The following is a 19,479-nucleotide window of genomic DNA, read 5'->3' as shown; positions in this document are numbered from 1 at the left end:
GGGACCTCAGAGCTTGATCTCGATGTTGACGTCGGCCGGGAGGTCGAGACGCATCAGCGAGTCGACGGCCTTGGGCGTCGGGTCGATGATGTCGATGAGGCGCTTGTGGGTGCGCATCTCGAAGTGCTCGCGGCTGTCCTTGTACTTGTGGGGCGACCGGATGACGCACACGACGTTCTTCTCGGTCGGAAGGGGCACGGGGCCCACGACGGTGGCGCCTGCGCGGGTCACCGTGTCGACGATCTTGCGCGCCGACGTGTCGATGACCTCGTGGTCATACGACTTCAGGCGAATGCGGATCTTCTGTCCCGCCATTGTCTGCTCACTCTCTTTCTCGCGTCGTACCTCAGGGGCATTGGACGCACATGGCACAGGAATCCGTGCCGGGCACTACTCTTTCGAGGCGCACCACTGTTCTGATGTCAGGCCCGATCGCCGCGCGCACGCGCACGGAACCCTTTTGGGAGGGGATCGGATTGTGGTGTTCTGCTGCCCGCGGCCTAGGCTCTCGCCGTCATCTCGAGGATGTCGGCCGGCCTATGCACTGCCCTGGCAGTGATCCCGCACGCCGCGCGACTTCACAGAAGCGCGCACGCAGGAATGTGGAACCTGACTAGTCTACGTGCCGCCCGGGCGTGTCGCAAACTCGGGCGTGTCGCGCGACTCGGTTCGCGCGAGGGTGCACTCGTTTCGCGCGAGGGTGCACTCACGCCCGCCACCGAGGCTTCCACCCCTGCGCGACGAGAGTCTTCCAGAAGACGTCGGCGTCGGCGGCCTCATCCCATCGCCAGTGCATCCCCCGCCACCCCGTGGCCAGCTCGATCGCGCGACGACGATGTACCTGAGCCTCCGTGACCTGCATCGGCGTGCGCCCCGATGCCATCGCGGGGTCGAACCGCTTCACTTCACCGTCGAACTCGCCGAACATTCGCAGTTCCGGCCAGGAGAAGTCCGGCAGGTAGACCCCTTCGTCGGTCACGACCGGCAACTGGAGCTCCGGCATCGGCAGACGCGTCTCCCACATGCGCGCAAGTGATCGGCTCTCGCCGGGTGATTCCACGCGACCGTCCGCGAGCTCCAACACGAGACGGGCATTGTGGATGCCGCGGCTGCCGACCGCGGCATCCACACGCGCGGCGACAAGTGCGCGCAGCTGCGCCTCAGCGGCGCGATCGACCGCCGCTCGCTCCGCGCCCCCGATGCGGCACCGGTGCAATCCGGCGCACATCGCGGCGAGCGCAGGCTCGAATCGCAGCCGGCGAACGAGATCGAACAGCGTGCGGTCGAGCGAGGTGACCCAGAGCCCGTCTCGGATCGTGACATCACCCGCACGGAGGGGGATCTTGTGCCTCACGACATCGCGGTGCGTCTTCGATGGATTGTCGCCGAAGGGGATGGTGTGCACACGACGGGCGTCGACGCCGACCAGCGGGATGTCGTGGAAAGCCGCCGCGGTGATGTCGGAGAATGCGAAACGCTCGCCGCGCGCCAGCGACGCTACGGCGTGCGCGTGCATCCGCTGACGAGCTTCGTCGTGGGCGAGCCCCCACGGCGTGGTCGCGACGGCGACGCCGTAGCGCAAGCGGTTCGCGCCGCTCAGCGGACGGGTGAGTGAGCGGTGCGGATAGACATGCCGCGCCTCGGCGTGGGACTCCATGAAACCGATCGTGCGTTGCCGGCCCGTCCAGCGGTGACGTCGACGTGAGATCGGTGGAGGGATCCGCAGTTCGGCACGCTGTGGAGAAGACGATGCGAGCACACCCTCGGCGAGAACGAATGCACCCTCGGCGAGAACGAATGCACCCTCGGCTGGAACGAATGCACCCTCGGCGAAGGATGAAGGTGAAGAGGGTGGGAGGAGCGGGCCTTGGGGGTTACCCGCCCCTCCCACGGGTGGCGCGCTTTTTCAGAGCGTGCCGGCTTCGCGACGGCGTCGGGTCACGACGAGCACGACCCCGGTGCCGACGACGACCGCGGCCAGGGCGGTCCAGAGCACCCAGAGCGCTGACGTGCCACCCGTCGCCGGCAGCAGCGATACGAGGATCACCGCGTCGTCGGCATCCCGGCCGCTGTCCTCGGGATCGCCGAAGGTGTAGTAATCCACGACACCCACATTGGTGATGGCCCCCACCGGCGCCGACTTGCTGATCATCGCGTGCAGCGTGATCGTCGGGGCGGAGCTGCCCGATTGCCCGGCGGGCTGCAGCGGTCCGAACAGGGTGCAGGTGAGCTGCCCGCCGTAGCCGGAGGCGTCCTGACCCGTGATGGTGCAGGCGTTCCAGTTCGGGAAGACGCTCGCGTCGCCCTTGCCCGGCCAGGTGATGTCGTTCACCTTGACCGTCGACGGGATCGCGTCGGTGACGACCACACCGTCGGCGGCACTGTCGTCGCTCGTGTTCGCGACCGCGAGCGTGTAGCTGAACGGGTCGCCCGGCATGGCTTTCTGGGTGGATGCCGTCTTCTCGATCTCCACGGTGCTGTGCCGCGCCTGGTAGCAGTCCTCGCTGGCCGGCGGGTAACTCACGGTCGTCGAGAGCGACGGGTTGACCGAGAAGGTCACCGTGCTCGGCTCGCGCCACGCGAAGTCGAGCGTGCTCGGGTCGAGGATGAGCCCGTTGTACACGTACTCCGCCTGCTGCGCGGGCGTCATCACGGTGGAGGTACCCGGCAGGTAGTACTGCGTCGGGTTCGACCCCGGCACGAGGTCACCGGCGACCAGCGGACGCCAGCCCGGGTAGTCGATCGCGATTCCGCTCGGCGTGAACGCGGCTCCTGGCCAGGTCGTCGACCCGGTCCATTGGAGCGTGCCTCCCGGCTGCGACATCTCGACGTTCGCGGGCGTCGTCGACGGTCCCCCGGACGTCGGCAGCCAGCTCATGTCGATCGGAAGGCTCTGCAGCGTCTGCGACTTGCGGACGGTCCAGTTCAGCACCGCCGCGTCGCTCTGGCAGGTCGTCCAGACGGATGCCGTGATGTCGCGCACCGGGATCTCGTGGGTCGCGCAGTCGGGCGTGCCGTCCTCGGCCGAGTCCACACAGGCCTCGTTCTGGAGCGATTCCACGGGCGCGCTCGCCTCGCCGCCGCTCGTCACCGGCGCCGGCTGGAACTCCACCGTGATGCGGATCTCCACCGACTGCCCGACGCCGAGCGAGGCGATCGTGAGATCGACGTCGCGTCCGATGTACCCCGGAGCCGGACCCCACGTGACGCCACCCGAGACCGTCAGCGCTTGGATGTCCAGGCGCGCGTTCAGGTCGTGGTCGGTCACGTGCACGTCGGTCGCGGCACGCGTGCCGTCGTTCGTCACGGTGAGGACGTAGTCGAACGTGTCGCCCGGCTCGACGCTCACCTGCTCGCTGGGCAGCTGCGCGGTCTTCTCGATCGTCACCTCGTCCCAGTCGACGGAGCCGCAGGCCCGGTCGGAGGCCGTGTTCTCGCCGATCGAGAGCTGCACCTCGTTCCAGATCGCGATCCCGGTGCCGCCCTCTTCGCAGGGTGCCGGCTCGGACGGCCGCTCCGTCACGTCGATATCGGCCCAGATGCGGTAGGTGTGCGTCACCACGCCCTCACCGCGCTCCTCCGCGGTGAACTGAGCGCCGGAGACGACGTTCCACTCCCCCGTGCCACCCCAGGTCGGCTCGTCGATCGTGAGATCGCTCGGCGCCACCGCGACGGCGTGCCAGTCGCCGACCAACACCGTGCCGCTCGGCAGCGCGTCGGGCTGCTCGGTGAGGCTGTAGCCGAGGTTCGACACGGGGTCGCCCTCGACCGGCGCGGGCGCCGTGACCGTCACGAGGTAGCTCACACGCTGCGAGCCGTCGGGGTTGTCGGTCGTGGCCTGCGCGGACTTCTCGATCGTCGGCAGCTGCGGCTCGGCGCAGTCGAACGCGGTGCTCTTCTTGCCGCCCGACGTCATCAATGCCGTGTTGAGGAAGCCGCCCGCCTCGGGGCCGCTCTCGCCCCGGATGCACGTGAGACTGTCATCCTCGACCGCCGCGGGCGTGACGGTCGCCTTGACGGTCACCGTGTAGGTGTGCGTCGCGCCGGATGCGATGACCTCGCCCGTCGCGAGGGTCGCCTCACCGTCGGTGAACGTACCGGAGCGATGCCCGCTGAACACAGCCGAGTCGACGGTGATGCCGCTGCCGTAGTCGAGCGCGTCGGTGAGGTCGTACTTCGCCGACAGGCCCTTCGCGTTCTCGGCGAGGGTCGCGGTCACGTCGTACGTGATCGTCCACTGGCCGGTCGTGGCATCCTGCGTCACCGCCGTGACCGTCTTGCTCACCGTCGGGTACACCCGATCGACGAGCGGAATGCAGTCCTCGCCGGTCTGCACGACGCCCCCGAAGTCGAGCGCGGCCGTGTTGAACAGACCGTGTCCGGGTTCACCCGTGCACTCGAGTCCGTTCGGGTCGAACTCGCTCGTCCGCTCGATCGTCCACGTCACCTGCCAGATGTGCACCTCCTTCGCGGCGATCGCCACGCCCTCGGCGAAGTCGACACCGGACTCGATCACGATCGGGTCACCGGGCGTCGGCGCCTGCTGCGTCGCCGTTCCGGAGAGGATGTCGAGCCCCGGCGCGAACTCCGGCGTGTCGGAGAGGTCGTAGTACCCCGCCGAGGCGCCGCCCGTCACCGTGATCAGGTACGTCACGTCGTACTGGTCGGGATCGTCCGAGTGTTGCGAGACGCTCTGCGCCTCCTTCACGATCTTCGGGAAGCCGGGCTCGGAGCAGTCGTGCGCCGTCTGCGACGCGCCCGCGGCGGTGACCGTCGCGACGTTCAGGAAACCCCCGGCTTCCGGTTCGCGGCCGTCATCGCACGTGAGCGTGTCGCCGTTGAACGCGGCCTGGTCGATCGTCGCGTAGGCCGTCACCGTGTAGGTGTCGGTCGTGTTCTTCGCGATCGCGCGGTCGGTCGCGAGCTGCGCCGTCGTCGACGACCCGAAGGAGCCGCTCGTCGGTCCGGTCCAGCCGGAGTCGGCCGTGTCGATGACGATGTCACCCCCGAAGGTCAGCGTGTCGCTGAGCGAGTACGTGGCGGCGAGCTCGGTGTCGCCCGTGACCTTCACGTCGTAGGTGACCTTCCATCGCCCGTCGTCCTGCAGCGCGGTGGAGGTGACCGTCTTCGCGATGGTGACCGTCGGCACGGGGATCGTGACGCAGGCGTCGTCGGTCGCCTCACCGATGCCGTTCGTCACCGTCGCGCTGTTGGACAGACCGCCCGGGCCCTCCTGCTGGCAGGTGAGCGAGGCCGGGTCGGCGCTCGCGAGCACCTTGTACGTCGCCGTCACCGTATAGGTGTGCGTCGCGCCGGGAGTGATGTAGCCCGCGCCCAGCGCTCCCGAGCCCGCCCACGCGGCGTCCGCGGTCGCCGTGTCGGCTGGCGTTCCGCCCGTGATCGTCGCCGGGTTCACCGTCCACCCGCCCTGCTGCTGCGCGCCCGTCGGTACGGATGCCGCGATGTCGCCGAGCGTGTAGGCGAGGGCGATCTTCGCCGGGTCGTCGTCGCGCACCGTGACGGTGTAGGTGACGGTCCAGAGCCCCGTTGCGGGGTCCTGCACCGCGGCGCCGGTCTTCACGACCGAGGGCTTCACCGGAACACCGCAGGAATCCGCCGAGACCGTACCGCCCAGATACGTCGCCGTGACGGTGTTGTAGAAGCCACCGGAGCCGCTCTTGCCGTCCTGCGTCTCGGAGCACGTGGTCGCCGTCTTCTCGTTGAACGCGTCGCCGGACTTCGCCTTCACGACGACGCGATAGTTCCACACGACGGGTGTGCCGACCGGGGCGACCTCGTCGCCCGGCGTCGCGCCGACCCATCCCTGCGACACGATGTCGAAGCTCGTGTCGGGCTTGGGCGTGTCGACCAGGGTGTACGGCGCCGGCACTGTGCCGCCGTTCGTGACGGTGATCTGGTAATCGATCTGCCAGTTGCCGTCCGTCAGCTGCTGCACCTGGGTCGTCGACTTCGCGACGGTCACCGGCGCGAAGGTGAACGGGGTGCAGTCCTCGGCGTCGTGGTGGCCGAGGCCGTTGGTGACCGAGGCTTCGTTCCAGATGCCCGTACGGCCCTCACCGCTCGTGCACCGCAGGACGTCGAGGTTCGTCCCCGCCGCGATCTTCACCGCCGCGGTCACGGTGTACACGTGCGCCTTCCCCGCCGGGAGGGTACCGGTGGCGAAGTCGCCTCCGCTCCAGTTGGCGACGAGGGTCGCCGTGCCGCCGTTCAGCGCCGCCGGGCCCGCGACGGCCCACGGCGTCGAGAGCGTCACACCGGTCGGAAGCGTCGCGGGAGGCGTGTCGGATGCCGTGTACGAGAGCGGGATCGTCGACCCGTTCGTCACCGTGACGGTGTAGCTCAGCTGCCACGCCCCTCCGGCGTAGGTCGCCGCCGCGGCCGTCTTGGTGATGGTCGGCGTCGCCGGCACACCGCAGCCGGCGTCCGATGCGGTACCGCCCGGGAAGGTGACCGTCGCAACGTTGTAGAACCCGCCGCCGGGCTTGTCCCCCTTGTCCGTGCAGCGCAGCGCTGTGGCGAGCTCGTCGGGCGTGGCATCCTCGGCTTCCGCCGTCGCGGTCACGTGATAGGTCCACGTGGTGGTCGCACTCGGCGCCAGGACACCACTCGGGGTTGCCACCGGCGTACCGCCGCCCGAGGGAGTCCAGGGAGTCGCCGGGACCGTCACCTGGAAGAGCGGGTCGAACTGCGGCGTGTCGGTGAGGCTGTAGCTCGCCGAGGCGGTCGCGCTCTCATTCGTCACACTCACCTGGTAGGTGAGGTCCCATACGCCGCCCGCGCCCTGAGCGACCGTCGCGTCGGACTTGACGATGCTCACCTTCGGCGGGGTGACGCTCGTGCAGGCGCTCGAGTCGTTGCCGCCGATGCCGTTGGTGACCGATGCCGTGTTCCAGAATCCCTTCGTCGGGGAGGCTTCGGAGCACACGAGGTCAGCGGGGTTCACCGAGGTGCCGAGCGTGACCGTCGTCGTCAGCGTGTACACGTGCGTCGCACCGTTCGGGATCGTCCCCTTCGCGAGCTCGGTGTGCCCGGGGCCGCCGGTCCAGCCGGTTGTGAGCGTTCCGCTGCCCCCGCCCGTGATCGTCGGACCGGTCGCCGACCAGCCCGAGCCGGTGACGTTCGCGGGGAGCGCGGCCGGGATGTCGGATGCCGTGTAGGCGAGTGTCTTGCCCGACGTGTTGGTCACGGTGACCGTGTACGTCAGCTTCCACTGCGTCGCCGACACCTGCACGGCCGGCTGGGCCGCCTTGGCGACGGTCGGGGTGCCGGGCTGCGAGCAGGCGACGTCGTTCGCTGTGCCGCCCGGGAAGGCGATGACCGCCTTGTTGGAGAAGGCGCCGGTCTCCTGCGGGCTGCAGGTCAGCTGCGGGTTCTGCACCTTCTCGTCGAACGAGGCGACGATCGTGTACGTGTACGTCTGCGTCGCACCGCCCGCGATCGGCGTGTTCGCCACGGGAGCCGTGCCCCATGTGCCGCTGACGACGGTGAAGCCCGTGCCCAGTTGCGGCAGGTCGGTCAGCGTGTAGACGGTCGCGACGGTGGGGTCGGTGTTCGTCACCGCGATGGAGTAGTCGATCTGCCAGGTACCGTCGGCGAGCTGCTGCGTCGCCGTGACGGACTTCGCGACGACGACCGGCGGGGTCTTCACCGTGGTGCAGGCGGTCTGGTCCCGCGTCACGTCACCGGACGTGACCGTCGCGGTGTTCCTCAGTCCGGCGCCCGCTTCGCAGGAGCCGAGCGCGACCGCCGCGGCGGACGGCACGAGCTTCGCGCTCACCGTGTACGCGTAGGAGGTGCTGGCCGGGAGCGTCCCCGTGAAGATCGTGCCCGTCGTGCCGGGCGTGTAGGTGCTGGAGACGGGCGCGGGCGCGGATCCGACCGCGGCGACCTGCCACGTCGCAGGGGCGAACGACCAGCCGGACGGAGCCGCCGGGAAGGCATCCTTCAGGGTCGCCTGCAGCGGACCGCTGCCGGGATTCGCGACGGTCACCGTGTAGGAGACGTTCCACGAGGCATCCGGGTTCTGCGTGGGCGCCGCAGCCGTCTTGGTCACCGTCGGGAACCAGGGCTGGGCGCACGCGTCCACGGTGGTGGGCGTGCCGTCCGACGTCATCGTGGCCGTGTTGCGGAAGGCGCGCTTCGGCTCGGTGGACGTGCAGACGCTCGTCGGCGCCGTCGAGGCGGCGTTCGAGACCGTCGCGGTGACGGTCATCGTGTAGGTGTGCGTGTGCGTCGCCGCCGAGAGCGAGGCGCTGGACGCGAGCGTCGCTGTGCCGGCGGGGAGGACGAACGTGCCGGATGTCCCGCCTGGCCCTGCCCACGACGCCGCCGTCGGTGTGATGCCGGCTCCGAGAGACAGTGCATCCGTCAGGCTGTAGAAGTAGGTCGAGGTCGACGAGTTGTTCGTGACGACGACGTCGTAGGTGATCTGCCACGACCCGTTCGCCTGCTGTGTCGTGGAGGTGACCGACTTGGCCACGGTCCCCGTCGCCGGAATCGCCGTGTTGGTGATCTCGCACGTCAGATCCTTGCCGACGACCGGCGTGACGTTGGCCCCGGCCATCGGGAACGGCGTCTGCGTCCCCGTGACGACGCAGCTCCACAGCCCCGGCGTGTAGCCGGAGGGACCGTTCTGCTCCTTGAGCGTGTAGGTCGTGCCACCCACGACCGGTCCCGTGGCCGTGCCGTTCCCGCTGACGACCGGCGGGTTGCTGCCCGCGGCCGCGGTGAGCAGCCACTGGTCGGGGGTCGCCGACCCGGTGCCGTTCTTGTTGTCGACCTTCTTGACGAGGGTCAGCTTCGGGGCGACGTCGGTGTTCGTGAGCTGACAGACCGCAGCGCTGCCCGCCGGGATCACGACATTCGCGCCGGCCGAGAAAGGTCCGTTGTCGATGGAACACCGGATGCCGCTGAGCTCGTACCCCGCGGGTCCGCCCGACAGCTCGCTGATCGCGTATGTGCCGCTCGGCACGTACTGGACCTGCTGGTGGTCGAACGTCACCGCACCCGAGCCGCTCTTCTGGGCTTGCAGGAGACCGTTCCATCTCGTCGGGTCCGTGACCGTCCCGCCGTGAGTGTTGGAGATGACCTTCACGAGCTGAAGCGACGTACGCTGCGCCGTGTTGGTCACGGTGAAGGCGACGGGCGTCGTGGTCGAGGTGATCTTGGTCTGGCCCGACGGCGAGACCGACGACGACTTCCACGAATACGAGCCGTCGGCGAACGGCGGCAGCGCACCCGTGTTCTCCGACACGGTGCAGAAAGAGTTGAGCGGAATCTTGGTGTGGTCATCCGAACCGCTGTACTGGGTCGCCGCCGGGGAGCCGTTCGTAAACGCGATGCTCCACGTTCCCGTCGGCGACGGACCGTTGGTCAACGAGCACTGCCAGGTGCCCGTGAACGTGCCCGTGTAATCGGACGGCGTTCCCACGATCGTCTTGCTGACGGTGAGCGACCCGAACGACTGGACGACCGGGTTCGTGATGGTCAGCGTGACGGCCTGGTTCGCCACGATCTTCACGGGCGACGGGTCGTAGATCGCGGCACCCCACGAGAACGAGTCGTTCCGGAGCCCGCCGCTCGGTGCGGATTCCTGCACCGTGCAGGTGTTCCCTGCCGGGATGCCGCTGATCGTCTGACCCGTCGCGATCGTCACGGAGAAGTCCCCCGTGTATCCCGTGCCGCAGTCGTACGTCCCGGTGAAGGTCTTGCCCGGTGCGCCGTTGTAGCCGCCGTTCGGGTCGTTCACGAGCTTCTTGATCGTGAGCTGTCCCGTCGAGCGCGGGTTGTGGAAGGTCACGACCGCGGCGGCGCTGGTGTGGGCAGCGCCCAGAACCACCTCCTGCGTGGCAGGCGTCGCCAGGTCGTAGCCCGCCGGCGGCACCGTCTCGACGAGGTAGTAGGTGCCCCAGGCCAGGTTCGTCCAGTTGTAGGTACCGGCGGATACGATCGCCACGAGCTGGTCGGCGAGGGTCTGCAGTCCGGTGGTTCCGTTCGTCTCACGCCACAGCTGGAACGTCGCACCCTCGAGGACGGTCTCGCCCATGTCCTTCTTGACGACGGTGAGTTTCGCCGGTGCCTGCGTGTTCGTGATCGTGCAGGTCACGTTCTGCCCGAGCGTGAGAGAGATCACTCCGCCCGTAGAGGGGGTGACCCCGGAGTCGCAGGACCAGGCGCTGGCGGTGTACCCCGTCGTCGGTCCGGCCTCACCGAGCGTGATCGGTGTGTTCGCCTTCACGTTCTGCGTCGCTGTGGATGCCGTTGCGACCGTTCCCGTCGTTGCTGCGACCCACCCGGGCGCGCCGGCGGCCGTGAGCTGCCACGAGGTCGCCGGGTCGACGACGCCGCCTGCCGAGACGATCCTCTTCACGAGGGTCAGCTTGGGTGCGACGGCTGTGTTGGTGATCGAGCAGCTGATCTTGTTGCCCGGGTTCACGGTGACGCTCGTGTTCGTCTGCGTGAACGTGCCCGTCCCCGAGTTCGTGCACGTCCAGACGTTCGTCGACGTGTACCCGCCGGGCCCGCCCGACTCGCTGAGGTTGTACTGGCCGACCTTCACGGCCTTGTTCGTGACGGCGGCGGCCCCCATCGTGCCCGTCACACCGGACGTCTGATTCGCCGTCGCGGGCGCCGCGGTCAGGGTCCACGCGGTCGGCGCGGCCGACCCGCCGCTCGCGCCCTGGTCGACGACCTTGACGAGGGTGATCTCCGGCATGACGGCCGTGTTCGTGATCTGACAGGTCACGTTCGCGTCCTTCGCGACCGTCACCACACCCCCTGTCGTAACGGTGCCGCCCGTGCAGGTCCACGCCGACGGGGTCCAGCCGGCGGGACCGACCTCCGACAGCGCATAGTCGCCCGTCAGAACGACCTTGTTCGTGATCGCAGCATCGCCCGTCTTGCCTGAGACACCCGTCGTCGGTCCGGTTCCCGTGAGAGTCCAGTCCGCCGTCGTGGCGGTGCTGCCGGACGACCCGGCATTCACGACCTTCTTGAGCGTCAGCTTGCCCGTCGTCTGCTTGTTGACGACCGTGCAGCTGATGATGGCGTTCGCGCTCACCGAAACCGAGAAGTTGCCCGCGGTGCCGGTCGGCGTCGCGCCGGTGCAGGTGACGCTGTCGGGAGTGAATCCGCCGGCGACGGTCTCCACGACGTTGAGAGTGCGTGCAGTGCCGCCCGAGAGGTCGAGGGAGTAGTTGACCGCGCCCTTGCTCGCACCCGAGGACGGTGTCGTCTGCGCGAGGGTTCCGACGTTGCCGCCAGGGGTCTTGATGTAGTTACCGCCGGCGGTCGTGCCGGTGAAGGTCCAGCCACCCGCCTGCGCGTCGATCGTGTTGCCCGAGGCATCCACCGTCTTCTTCACGACGGTGACCGAGCCACCGCAGTTCGCGACCGCGATCTCGTGCAGTTTGCTGTCCAGCTCGGAGAAGTTGGTCGTGTAGAAGTCGTCGCTGGGGTTGTTGCCGGAGATCGCCTTGAGGTTGTTGTCCGACCCCGAAGCCAGGCCGATGCCGACGGCGACGACCTTCGTCCGATCGCCCGCCGGGCCCGTCATGCTCTTGACGGCGTTGGCGGAGTAGATGCCCTCTTCGAGATTCTGGAACCCGATGTTCGTGTCGGTGTTGGTGCCGCTCGTTCCGCTGACGGTCGGGTCGCCGTCGGTGAGGAACAGGACGACGTCGTACGACTCGCTGCCGTTGAACGCGACCTTGCGCATCGCGTCGTCCCAGTTCGTGTAGCCGTTGCCCGCACCGGTGATGTTGCTGTTGATCGCGTTGTTGACCGCGGTCTGGTTCGCGGCGATCGATGTGGACGCGAGGAACTTGGATGCCGTCGTGCTGAACTGATAGAGCGCGACCGACGATGGCGTGCCGCCGAGACCGTTGGTGCCGACGAAGCCGAGCGCAGCCTCGCGCATCTGCGTCATCTCGCTGGTGCTGATCGAGGTCGACTTGTCGAAGACGATCGCGATGCTCAGCCCGCAGGACGCGGGGAACGACGGGTTCGTGCGCACGTCGGCGAACGCCCCCGTGGCCGACTTCGGCGACGATGTCAGGCTGCCGTTCGCGTAGTACGCGCCGGAGTCGGCCGTCACGAGGTACGTCGTCGCGGTGCCCGTGACGTTGTTGGTGAAGTACGAATACGGCGTCACGGTCTTCGCGCTGTTGTAGTCGCCGAGCCCGAGGTCGCCGACCTTCATCCAGCCGGACGGCGCCGCCGTCTCGTAGACCCAGTAACCGGCGGTGCTCCCACCTGATCCGCCGGTCAGCGCGGGCACGACGATGTCGCAGGTGCCTGCGGCGTTGGTGGTGCAGGTATAGGACGTCGTGCCGGTGCGCGCGCCGCCGCGCGTCGAGCCGAACGCGACGAAGGTCGCGCCCTGAAGCGCGGCGACCGAGCCCGACGAGGTCCGCGCGCCGACCTTGGAGATCCGCAGCGTCGTGCTGCCGGCTGCGACCGGGTCGGGGTTGACGATCGACAGCGGCGCGACGAGGGAGCGCGCAAGGGGTGACGTCGACTCCGTCGGCTCCGGCGAGGGCTGGTCGGTGGTGTCCGTGGTGTCCGTGGCGGTATCGGTGGGTTCCGTCGTCGGCGCATCGGTGGCCTGTTGGTCCGCCGGCGGCGTGGTGGAATCGGTGGGGGCGTCCCCGGCATCCGACGTACTCGCCGCGGGCGGGGTGGCGTCCTGCGCCGTGAACGTGTCGCTCGGCGAGGGGGACGGCGAGGCGGTGTCGTCGGCCATCGCGGGCGACAGCCCCGCGAACACGAGCGCCGCCGACAGCGCGGTGGCGATGCCGCCCGCGTACCAGCGATGCCTCAGGACGAGCCTGCGCTCGCGCTCGTCCCGCATGCGACGCGCGCGAAGCGCCTTCCGCGACGAAGAGTCCCCAAAACCGTCACGAGCAGTGCCCATGTTCCCCACGACCTGTCACTGACGAGCGGACTCCCACAGTCCACTCGGGTGAACGAACCCCCACAGTCCGTCCAGTCAGCGGCGCCCCCCGGCACCTGACCGACCACTGCTGACGCTAGGTGAGCATTCAGGGAACGTCAAGATAACTGTTTTCCGCATCCGCGTTCGGCACCGCCGCGACACGACGTAGGGGTGGATGCCGCGGCATCCACCCCTACGCGATCCGTTCGTTTACTCGTTGCCGATCGACTTGTCGATCGAGTCGCGGACGCCGTCGACCTGCCCATGGACGGACTCCGGCGCCACCTTCTTCACGAAGTCGGCCGCCGCGTCGAGCACGTTGTCGCTGACCTGCTCCGCCTGGTCGGAGTGCAGCGTCTCCGCGATCTTGTCCTTGTTCTGTTCCAGGAACTCCTTGCCCTGGTTGACCAGATCCTCGATGCCCATGGGCTCCCCTTTCGACGTGATGGTGGTCCCATCATGGCGCGCGGCGGCGTCGAGCGGTAGACGCAGAACGCCCCTGCGAGCCGAAACTCGCAGGGGCGTTGACTGTGATCAAGAGTCGGCGGGAATCCCGCCGAGGCTCACTTGATGATCTTGGTGACGGTACCGGCGCCGACCGTACGACCACCCTCACGGATGGCGTAGCCGAGGCCCTCTTCCATCGCGATGGGCTGGATGAGGTCGACCTTCATCTCCGTGGTGTCGCCGGGCATGACCATCTCGGTGCCCTCGGGCAGCGTGATGACGCCGGTGACGTCCGTGGTGCGGAAGTAGAACTGCGGGCGGTAGTTCGTGAAGAACGGGTTGTGACGGCCACCCTCCTCCTTGGAGAGGATGTAGGCCGTGCCCTCGAACTCGGTGTGCGGGGTGACCGAACCGGGCTTCACGACGACCTGGCCGCGCTCGACGTCGTCACGCTTGGTGCCGCGCAGGAGCAGACCACAGTTCTCGCCGGCCCATGCCTCGTCGAGCTGCTTGTGGAACATCTCGATACCCGTGACCGTGGTCTTCTGCGTCGGGCGGATGCCGACGATCTCGACCTCGGAGTTGATCGCGAGCGTGCCACGCTCGGCGCGGCCCGTGACGACCGTGCCACGACCGGTGATCGTGAAGACGTCCTCGATCGGCATGAGGAACGGCTTGTCCTTGTCGCGCACCGGGTCCGGGATGGACTCGTCGACGGCGTTCATGAGCTCGACGATCGACTCGACCCACTTCTCGTCGCCCTCGAGAGCCTTCAGGCCCGAGACGCGCACGACGGGGGCGTTGTCGCCGTCGAAGTCCTGCGAGGAGAGGAGCTCACGGACCTCGAGCTCGACGAGCTCCAGGATCTCCTCGTCGTCGACCATGTCGCTCTTGTTGAGCGCGACGAGCAGGTAGGGCACGCCGACCTGCTTGGCGAGCAGCACGTGCTCACGCGTCTGCGCCATCGGGCCGTCGGTGGCGGCGACCACGAGGATCGCGCCGTCCATCTGAGCAGCACCGGTGATCATGTTCTTGATGTAGTCGGCGTGACCGGGCGCGTCGACGTGCGCGTAGTGGCGCTTGGGGGTCTCATACTCGACGTGCGAGATGTTGATCGTGATACCACGCTGACGCTCTTCGGGAGCCGAGTCGATCGACGCGAAGTCGCGCTGCACGTTGGTGGCCGACGGGTACTTGTCGGCGAGCACCTTCGAGATGGCAGCGGTCAGCGTCGTCTTACCGTGGTCGACGTGACCGATCGTTCCGATGTTGACGTGCGGCTTGGTCCGCTCGAACTTGGCCTTGGCCACTGGGTCCTCCTCAGGACATTTCGTTGTGGAGGTTCCGGGCGCTGGATTGCGACCGGTGCTCCACGGGGATGTTTCTAGTTTACGGGTATGAAGTTGTGTGTCACAGGTGAGCGAGCGATGGATGCCGAGGGGTCGTTCCCCCGGCATCCCTCACGATCACTCGCCCTTGTTCTTCTGGACGATCTCGTCCGCGACGGCCTTGGGGACCTCGGCGTACGAGTCGAACTCCATCGAGTAGACCGCACGGCCCGAAGTCTTCGAGCGCAGGTCGCCGATGTAGCCGAACATCTCCGACAGCGGGACGAGGGCGCGGACGATCTTGATGCCCGAGCCGTCCTCCATCGACTGGATCTGACCACGACGCGAGTTCAGGTCGCCGATGACGTCGCCCATGTACTCCTCGGGCGTACGCACCTCGACCGCCATGAGCGGCTCGAGGATGACCGGGTTCGCCTTGCGGACGGCCTCCTTGAAGCCCATCGAGCCCGCGATCTTGAACGCCATCTCGGACGAGTCGACGTCGTGCGACGCGCCGTCCAGCAGGATCGCCTTGACGCCGACCATGGGGTAGCCGGCGAGGGCACCCACGTTCATCGCGTCCTGGAAGCCCTGGTTGGTGGGCTCGATGTACTCGCGCGGGATGCGGCCACCGGTGACCTTGTTCTCGAACTCGTACGTCTTGTCCGCCGTGACCTCGAGCGGCTCCAGCGCGAACTGGATCTTGGCGAACTGACCCGAACCACCGGTCTGCTTCTTGTGCGTGTAGTCGTGACGCTCGACGGCCTTCTTGATCGTCTCGCGGTACGCCACCTGCGGCTTTCCGACGTTGGCCTCGACGCGGAACTCGCGCTTCATGCGGTCCACGAGGATGTCGAGGTGCAGCTCGCCCATGCCCTTGATGACCGTCTGGCCGGTCTCGGGGTTGAGCTCGGTGCGGAAGGTCGGGTCCTCTTCGGCGAGCTTCTGGATCGCGGTGCCCAGCTTCTCCTGGTCGGCCTTCGTCTTCGGCTCGATCGCGACCTCGATGACGGGCTCGGGGAACGTCATCGACTCGAGGACGACGGGCGCGTTCGGGTCGGCGAGGGTGTCACCGGTCGTGGTGTCCTTCAGGCCGATGACGGCGTAGATGTTGCCCGCCGTGACCGAGTCGACCGGGTTCTCCTTGTTGGCGTGCATCTGGAAGATCTTCCCGATGCGCTCCTTCTTGCCCTTGGTCGAGTTGATGACCTGCGCACCGGAGTCGAGGTGACCCGAGTAGACGCGGATGTAGGTCAGGCGACCGAAGAACGGGTGCACGGCGACCTTGAACGCGAGCGCCGCGAACGGGTCGTTGGCGTCGGGGTGACGCTCGATGACGATCTCCTCGTCCTTGGGGTCGTGCGCCTCGATGGCGGGCACGTCCAGGGGCGACGGGAGGTAGTCGACGACCGCGTCGAGCATGGGCTGCACGCCGCGGTTCTTGAACGCCGAGCCACAGAGGACGGGGTAGATCTCGCCGCCGACGGTGAGCTTGCGGATCGCGCCCTTGATCTCGGCGAGCGTGAGCTCCTCGCCGCCGAAGTACTTCTCGAGGAGCGCCTCGTCGGTCTCGGCGACCGTCTCGAGCAGCTTCTCGCGGTACTCGGCAGCGCGGTCGGCGAGGTCGGCGGGAATCTCCTGGACCTCGTACTTGGCGCCCATGGTCACGTCACCCTTGGCGTCGCCGGGCCAGACGAGCGCGCGCATCTCGACGAGGTCGATGACGCCGACGAAGTCGTTCTCGGCGCCGATCGGCAGCTGCAGAACGAGAGGCTTGGCACCGAGGCGGTTCACGATCGTGTCGACCGTGAAGTAGAAGTCGGCGCCCAGCTTGTCCATCTTGTTGACGAAGCAGATGCGCGGCACGTCGTACTTGTCGGCCTGGCGCCACACCGTCTCGGACTGGGGCTCGACGCCCTCCTTGCCGTCGAAGACGGCGACCGCGCCGTCGAGGACGCGGAGCGAGCGCTCCACCTCGACGGTGAAGTCCACGTGGCCGGGGGTGTCGATGATGTTGATCTGGTGCTTGTTCCAGAAGCAGGTCACGGCGGCCGACGTGATCGTGATGCCGCGCTCCTTCTCCTGCTCCATCCAGTCGGTCGTCGACGCACCGTCGTGCGTCTCGCCGAGCTTGTGGTTGACACCCGTGTAGAAGAGGATGCGCTCGGTCGTCGTCGTCTTGCCGGCATCGATGTGCGCCATGATGCCGATGTTGCGGACCTTGTTGAGGTCGGTGAGCACTTCTTGTGCCACGGGGTGTCCTTACGTGTAGTGACGGATGTCGTGGGGTGGCCGGCCGGGGTGTGCCCGGCCGGCCACCGAAACGCTGCTGATTACCAGCGGTAGTGCGCGAAGGCGCGGTTCGACTCGGCCATCTTGTGGGTGTCCTCGCGGCGCTTGACCGCGGCACCGAGGCCGTTCGAGGCGTCGAGGATCTCGTTCTGCAGACGCTCGGTCATCGTCTTCTCACGACGACCCTTCGCGTACGAGACGAGCCAGCGCAGCGCGAGCGTGTTCGCGCGGTGCGGCTTGACCTCGACGGGCACCTGGTAGGTCGAGCCACCGACGCGGCGGCTCTTGACCTCGAGGGTGGGGCGGACGTTGTCGAGCGCCTTCTTGAGCGTCGCGACGGCATCCTGGCCGTTCTTCGCCTCGACACCCTTGAGGGCGTTGTAGACGATGGCTTCGGCGATCGACTTCTTGCCGTCGACGAGGATCTTGTTCACCAGCTGGGTGACGATCGGAGCACCGTAGACCGGGTCGTTGACGACGACGCGGCGGGGTGCGGGTCCCTTGCGAGGCATCGGACTCAGCCCTTCTTGGCGCCGTAGCGGCTACGGGCCTGCTTGCGGTTCTTGACGGCCTGGGTGTCCAGGGCGCCACGAACGATCTTGTAACGGACACCGGGGAGGTCCTTCACACGGCCTCCACGGACGAGCACGAGCGAGTGCTCCTGCAGGTTGTGGCCCTCGCCGGGGATGTAGGCGGTGACCTCGGTGCCGTTGCGGAGCTTCACACGGGCGACCTTGCGCATCGCCGAGTTCGGCTTCTTGGGCGTCGTGGTGTAGACGCGGGTGCAGACACCCGCCTGCTGCGGGTTCGCCTTCAGGGCAGGCGCCTTGGTCTTGGTGACCTTGGGCGAGCGACCCTTGCGAACCAACTGCTGAATGGTTGGCACGTTCTCTCCTTGTTGTGCTGCACGGTTCTTCTGGTTCCGCACAGGTGCTGCACGGTGACAGCGTTCGTGGTTTCACCACAGATCCACCGGCACGACGGAACCGTCGTGCCTTTGCGTGGTGGATATGCCGTGGGGGCGACCTGTTCGCAGATCGATCCCGGTCGTGCGGCGCCGATCGCCCGGTCGCCTCCGGCACGAGCCGGACACGACACAAGGCGCGCAGAGCGCACACCCGCCCAATACTACGCCGTATGACGATCGCGGGCAAACGCGCGGGGGTGTCGCCGAGTCGGGTGCGGAGTGGGGCGAACGCGGGCGTGGCGGAGGCGGCCGCGGGAGACTTGTGGACGCCCGTGGCAGTGTCGCGGCGATGAAGGAGACGACAACTGTCAACAAGTTCTCGGGGGGGCCTCGCGGCGCGGCGCAACATCTCCTACACAGGAGGGTGATGCGCGCGATCCCCCCACAGATCGGGCGTTCCGGTTCCAGGGAGCGTGCACACTTGCGAACGTGGGGGCATGTCTGTTCCTCCGCGGCCACTCCCCCCGCCGTTCGACGGAGCTCCCGCGTTCACAGTCGGCGCCGCACGCGCGGCGGGCGTCTCGCGTGGACGGCTGCGCGCAGCCGACCTGCAGCGGCCGCACCGCGGTGTGCGCCAAGCGACGGCGGGGGATGCCGAGGCATCCATCGCCTCTTCCTTCGCCGTCGGCGAAGACCCAGGAGCGCGGGATCGCGCCGTGCGCACTGCCGTGTTGCGACGGGTTGCCGGATACGAGCCGCTGCGCGCTCCGGGCGCCTTCTACACGGGGCGCACGGCCGTCGCGATCTACGACAGGCTCTTCGACCACGATCCGGGCTCGGGTCCACTCGAGGTCGCGGTCTTCGCGCCCGAGCGCGCCCCGCGGGTGGGAGGCGTGCGCGGCATCCAACTGTCGTCGCGTCTCGCGACCGTACGCGAGGTAGGGGGCCTCGCCGTCGCGAGCCCCGCGACCGTGTGGGCAGGATTCGCGAACCGGCTCGGCACGCGCGACCTCGTCCGTCTCGGCGATGCGTTCGTGCGGGTGCCACGCGGCGTCGGCGGTCGCCGACTCCCGCAGAACCAGCTCGCGACGATTGCGCAGTTGCGCGCGGCCGCGGACGCCCCGCAACGGCGCGGGCGCGCAGCGCTCGAAGCCGCGCTGGCGTTGATCCGAGTGGGGAGCATGTCGCCACTGGAGACAGACGTTCGACTGGATGCCGCGGCCGCCGGCCTGCCCGAGCCACTGCTCGACGCGGAGATCCGCGACGAGCGGGGATGCCTCGTGGGAGTCGCCGATGCCGCCTATCGCGCGGAGCGCGTGCTGGTCGAGGTGGAGGGCGACCACCATCGCGTCAGCGCAGCGCAATGGGATCGGGACATCGAGAAGCATCGCGCCTCTGCGGCGCTCGGGTGGACCCTCGTGAGGATCACAGGGCGGGCGCAGCGCGCGGGGCGGGCGGCCCGACTCATCGGCGACGCACTCTCACGCGCGCACTGAACCCGCGCGGACACGCTGGCGTGGCCGATCCTGGACAGAAGTGGCGGGCTTCGG

General features: G+C 68.1%; 9 protein-coding genes. 1 reads left to right on the top strand and 8 read right to left on the bottom strand.

Annotated features, from left to right (window positions below; all coding sequences use genetic code 11):
• Window positions 1-6 precede the first annotated feature (6 nt).
• From rpsJ to rpsL, 8 genes are all read right to left on the bottom strand, one after another.
• The gene (gene rpsJ, locus WFI52_RS07890; protein ID WP_005050520.1) at window positions 7-315 is read right to left on the bottom strand and encodes a 30S ribosomal protein S10; all 309 of its coding nucleotides are present in this window, start codon (window positions 313-315) and stop codon (window positions 7-9) included.
• 391 nt (window positions 316-706) lie between these two features.
• On the bottom strand, window positions 707-1,657 hold the full coding sequence (locus WFI52_RS07885; protein ID WP_336626660.1) for a hypothetical protein: 951 nt from the start codon (window positions 1,655-1,657) through the stop codon (window positions 707-709).
• A 249-nt stretch (window positions 1,658-1,906) separates the two neighbouring features.
• Complete coding sequence (locus WFI52_RS07880) at window positions 1,907-12,871, bottom strand: DUF5979 domain-containing protein (protein ID WP_336626659.1); 10,965 nt, start codon at window positions 12,869-12,871, stop codon at window positions 1,907-1,909.
• 294 nt (window positions 12,872-13,165) lie between these two features.
• Window positions 13,166-13,381 carry a hypothetical protein gene (locus WFI52_RS07875; RefSeq protein WP_336626658.1) on the bottom strand — a complete coding sequence of 72 codons (216 nt, stop codon included), beginning with the start codon at window positions 13,379-13,381 and terminating at the stop codon, window positions 13,166-13,168.
• A 137-nt stretch (window positions 13,382-13,518) separates the two neighbouring features.
• Window positions 13,519-14,712 (bottom strand): elongation factor Tu, encoded by a 1,194-nt coding sequence (gene tuf / locus WFI52_RS07870; RefSeq protein ID WP_336626657.1) that lies wholly within the window; start codon window positions 14,710-14,712, stop codon window positions 13,519-13,521.
• Window positions 14,713-14,868: 156 nt separating this feature from the next.
• Window positions 14,869-16,983 carry an elongation factor G gene (fusA, locus tag WFI52_RS07865; protein ID WP_336626656.1) on the bottom strand — a complete coding sequence of 705 codons (2,115 nt, stop codon included), beginning with the start codon at window positions 16,981-16,983 and terminating at the stop codon, window positions 14,869-14,871.
• An 80-nt stretch (window positions 16,984-17,063) separates the two neighbouring features.
• Complete coding sequence (gene rpsG, locus WFI52_RS07860) at window positions 17,064-17,534, bottom strand: 30S ribosomal protein S7 (RefSeq protein WP_018187368.1); 471 nt, start codon at window positions 17,532-17,534, stop codon at window positions 17,064-17,066.
• A 5-nt stretch (window positions 17,535-17,539) separates the two neighbouring features.
• Window positions 17,540-17,908 carry a 30S ribosomal protein S12 gene (gene rpsL / locus WFI52_RS07855; RefSeq protein WP_018187369.1) on the bottom strand — a complete coding sequence of 123 codons (369 nt, stop codon included), beginning with the start codon at window positions 17,906-17,908 and terminating at the stop codon, window positions 17,540-17,542.
• Between the two features lie 518 nt (window positions 17,909-18,426).
• Here rpsL and WFI52_RS07850 point away from each other — a divergent pair.
• On the top strand, window positions 18,427-19,425 hold the full coding sequence (locus WFI52_RS07850) for a hypothetical protein (RefSeq protein ID WP_336626655.1): 999 nt from the start codon (window positions 18,427-18,429) through the stop codon (window positions 19,423-19,425).
• The last annotated feature ends 54 nt before the right edge of the window (window positions 19,426-19,479 follow it).

The sequence above is a fragment of the Microbacterium sp. MMO-20 genome (assembly GCF_037147735.1).
Lineage (GTDB): Bacteria > Actinomycetota > Actinomycetes > Actinomycetales > Microbacteriaceae > Microbacterium.
This window is presented reverse-complemented; position numbering and strand designations above follow the sequence as displayed.

Coding starts and splice junctions, on each gene's coding strand:
- rpsJ (WP_005050520.1), bottom strand. CDS start 315: ATGGCGGGACAGAAGATCCGCATTCGCCTGAAGTCGTATGACCACGAG.
- WFI52_RS07885 (WP_336626660.1), bottom strand. CDS start 1,657: ATGGAGTCCCACGCCGAGGCGCGGCATGTCTATCCGCACCGCTCACTC.
- WFI52_RS07880 (WP_336626659.1), bottom strand. CDS start 12,871: ATGCGGGACGAGCGCGAGCGCAGGCTCGTCCTGAGGCATCGCTGGTAC.
- WFI52_RS07875 (WP_336626658.1), bottom strand. CDS start 13,381: ATGGGCATCGAGGATCTGGTCAACCAGGGCAAGGAGTTCCTGGAACAG.
- rpsG (WP_018187368.1), bottom strand. CDS start 17,534: ATGCCTCGCAAGGGACCCGCACCCCGCCGCGTCGTCGTCAACGACCCG.
- WFI52_RS07850 (WP_336626655.1), top strand. CDS start 18,427: ATGTCTGTTCCTCCGCGGCCACTCCCCCCGCCGTTCGACGGAGCTCCC.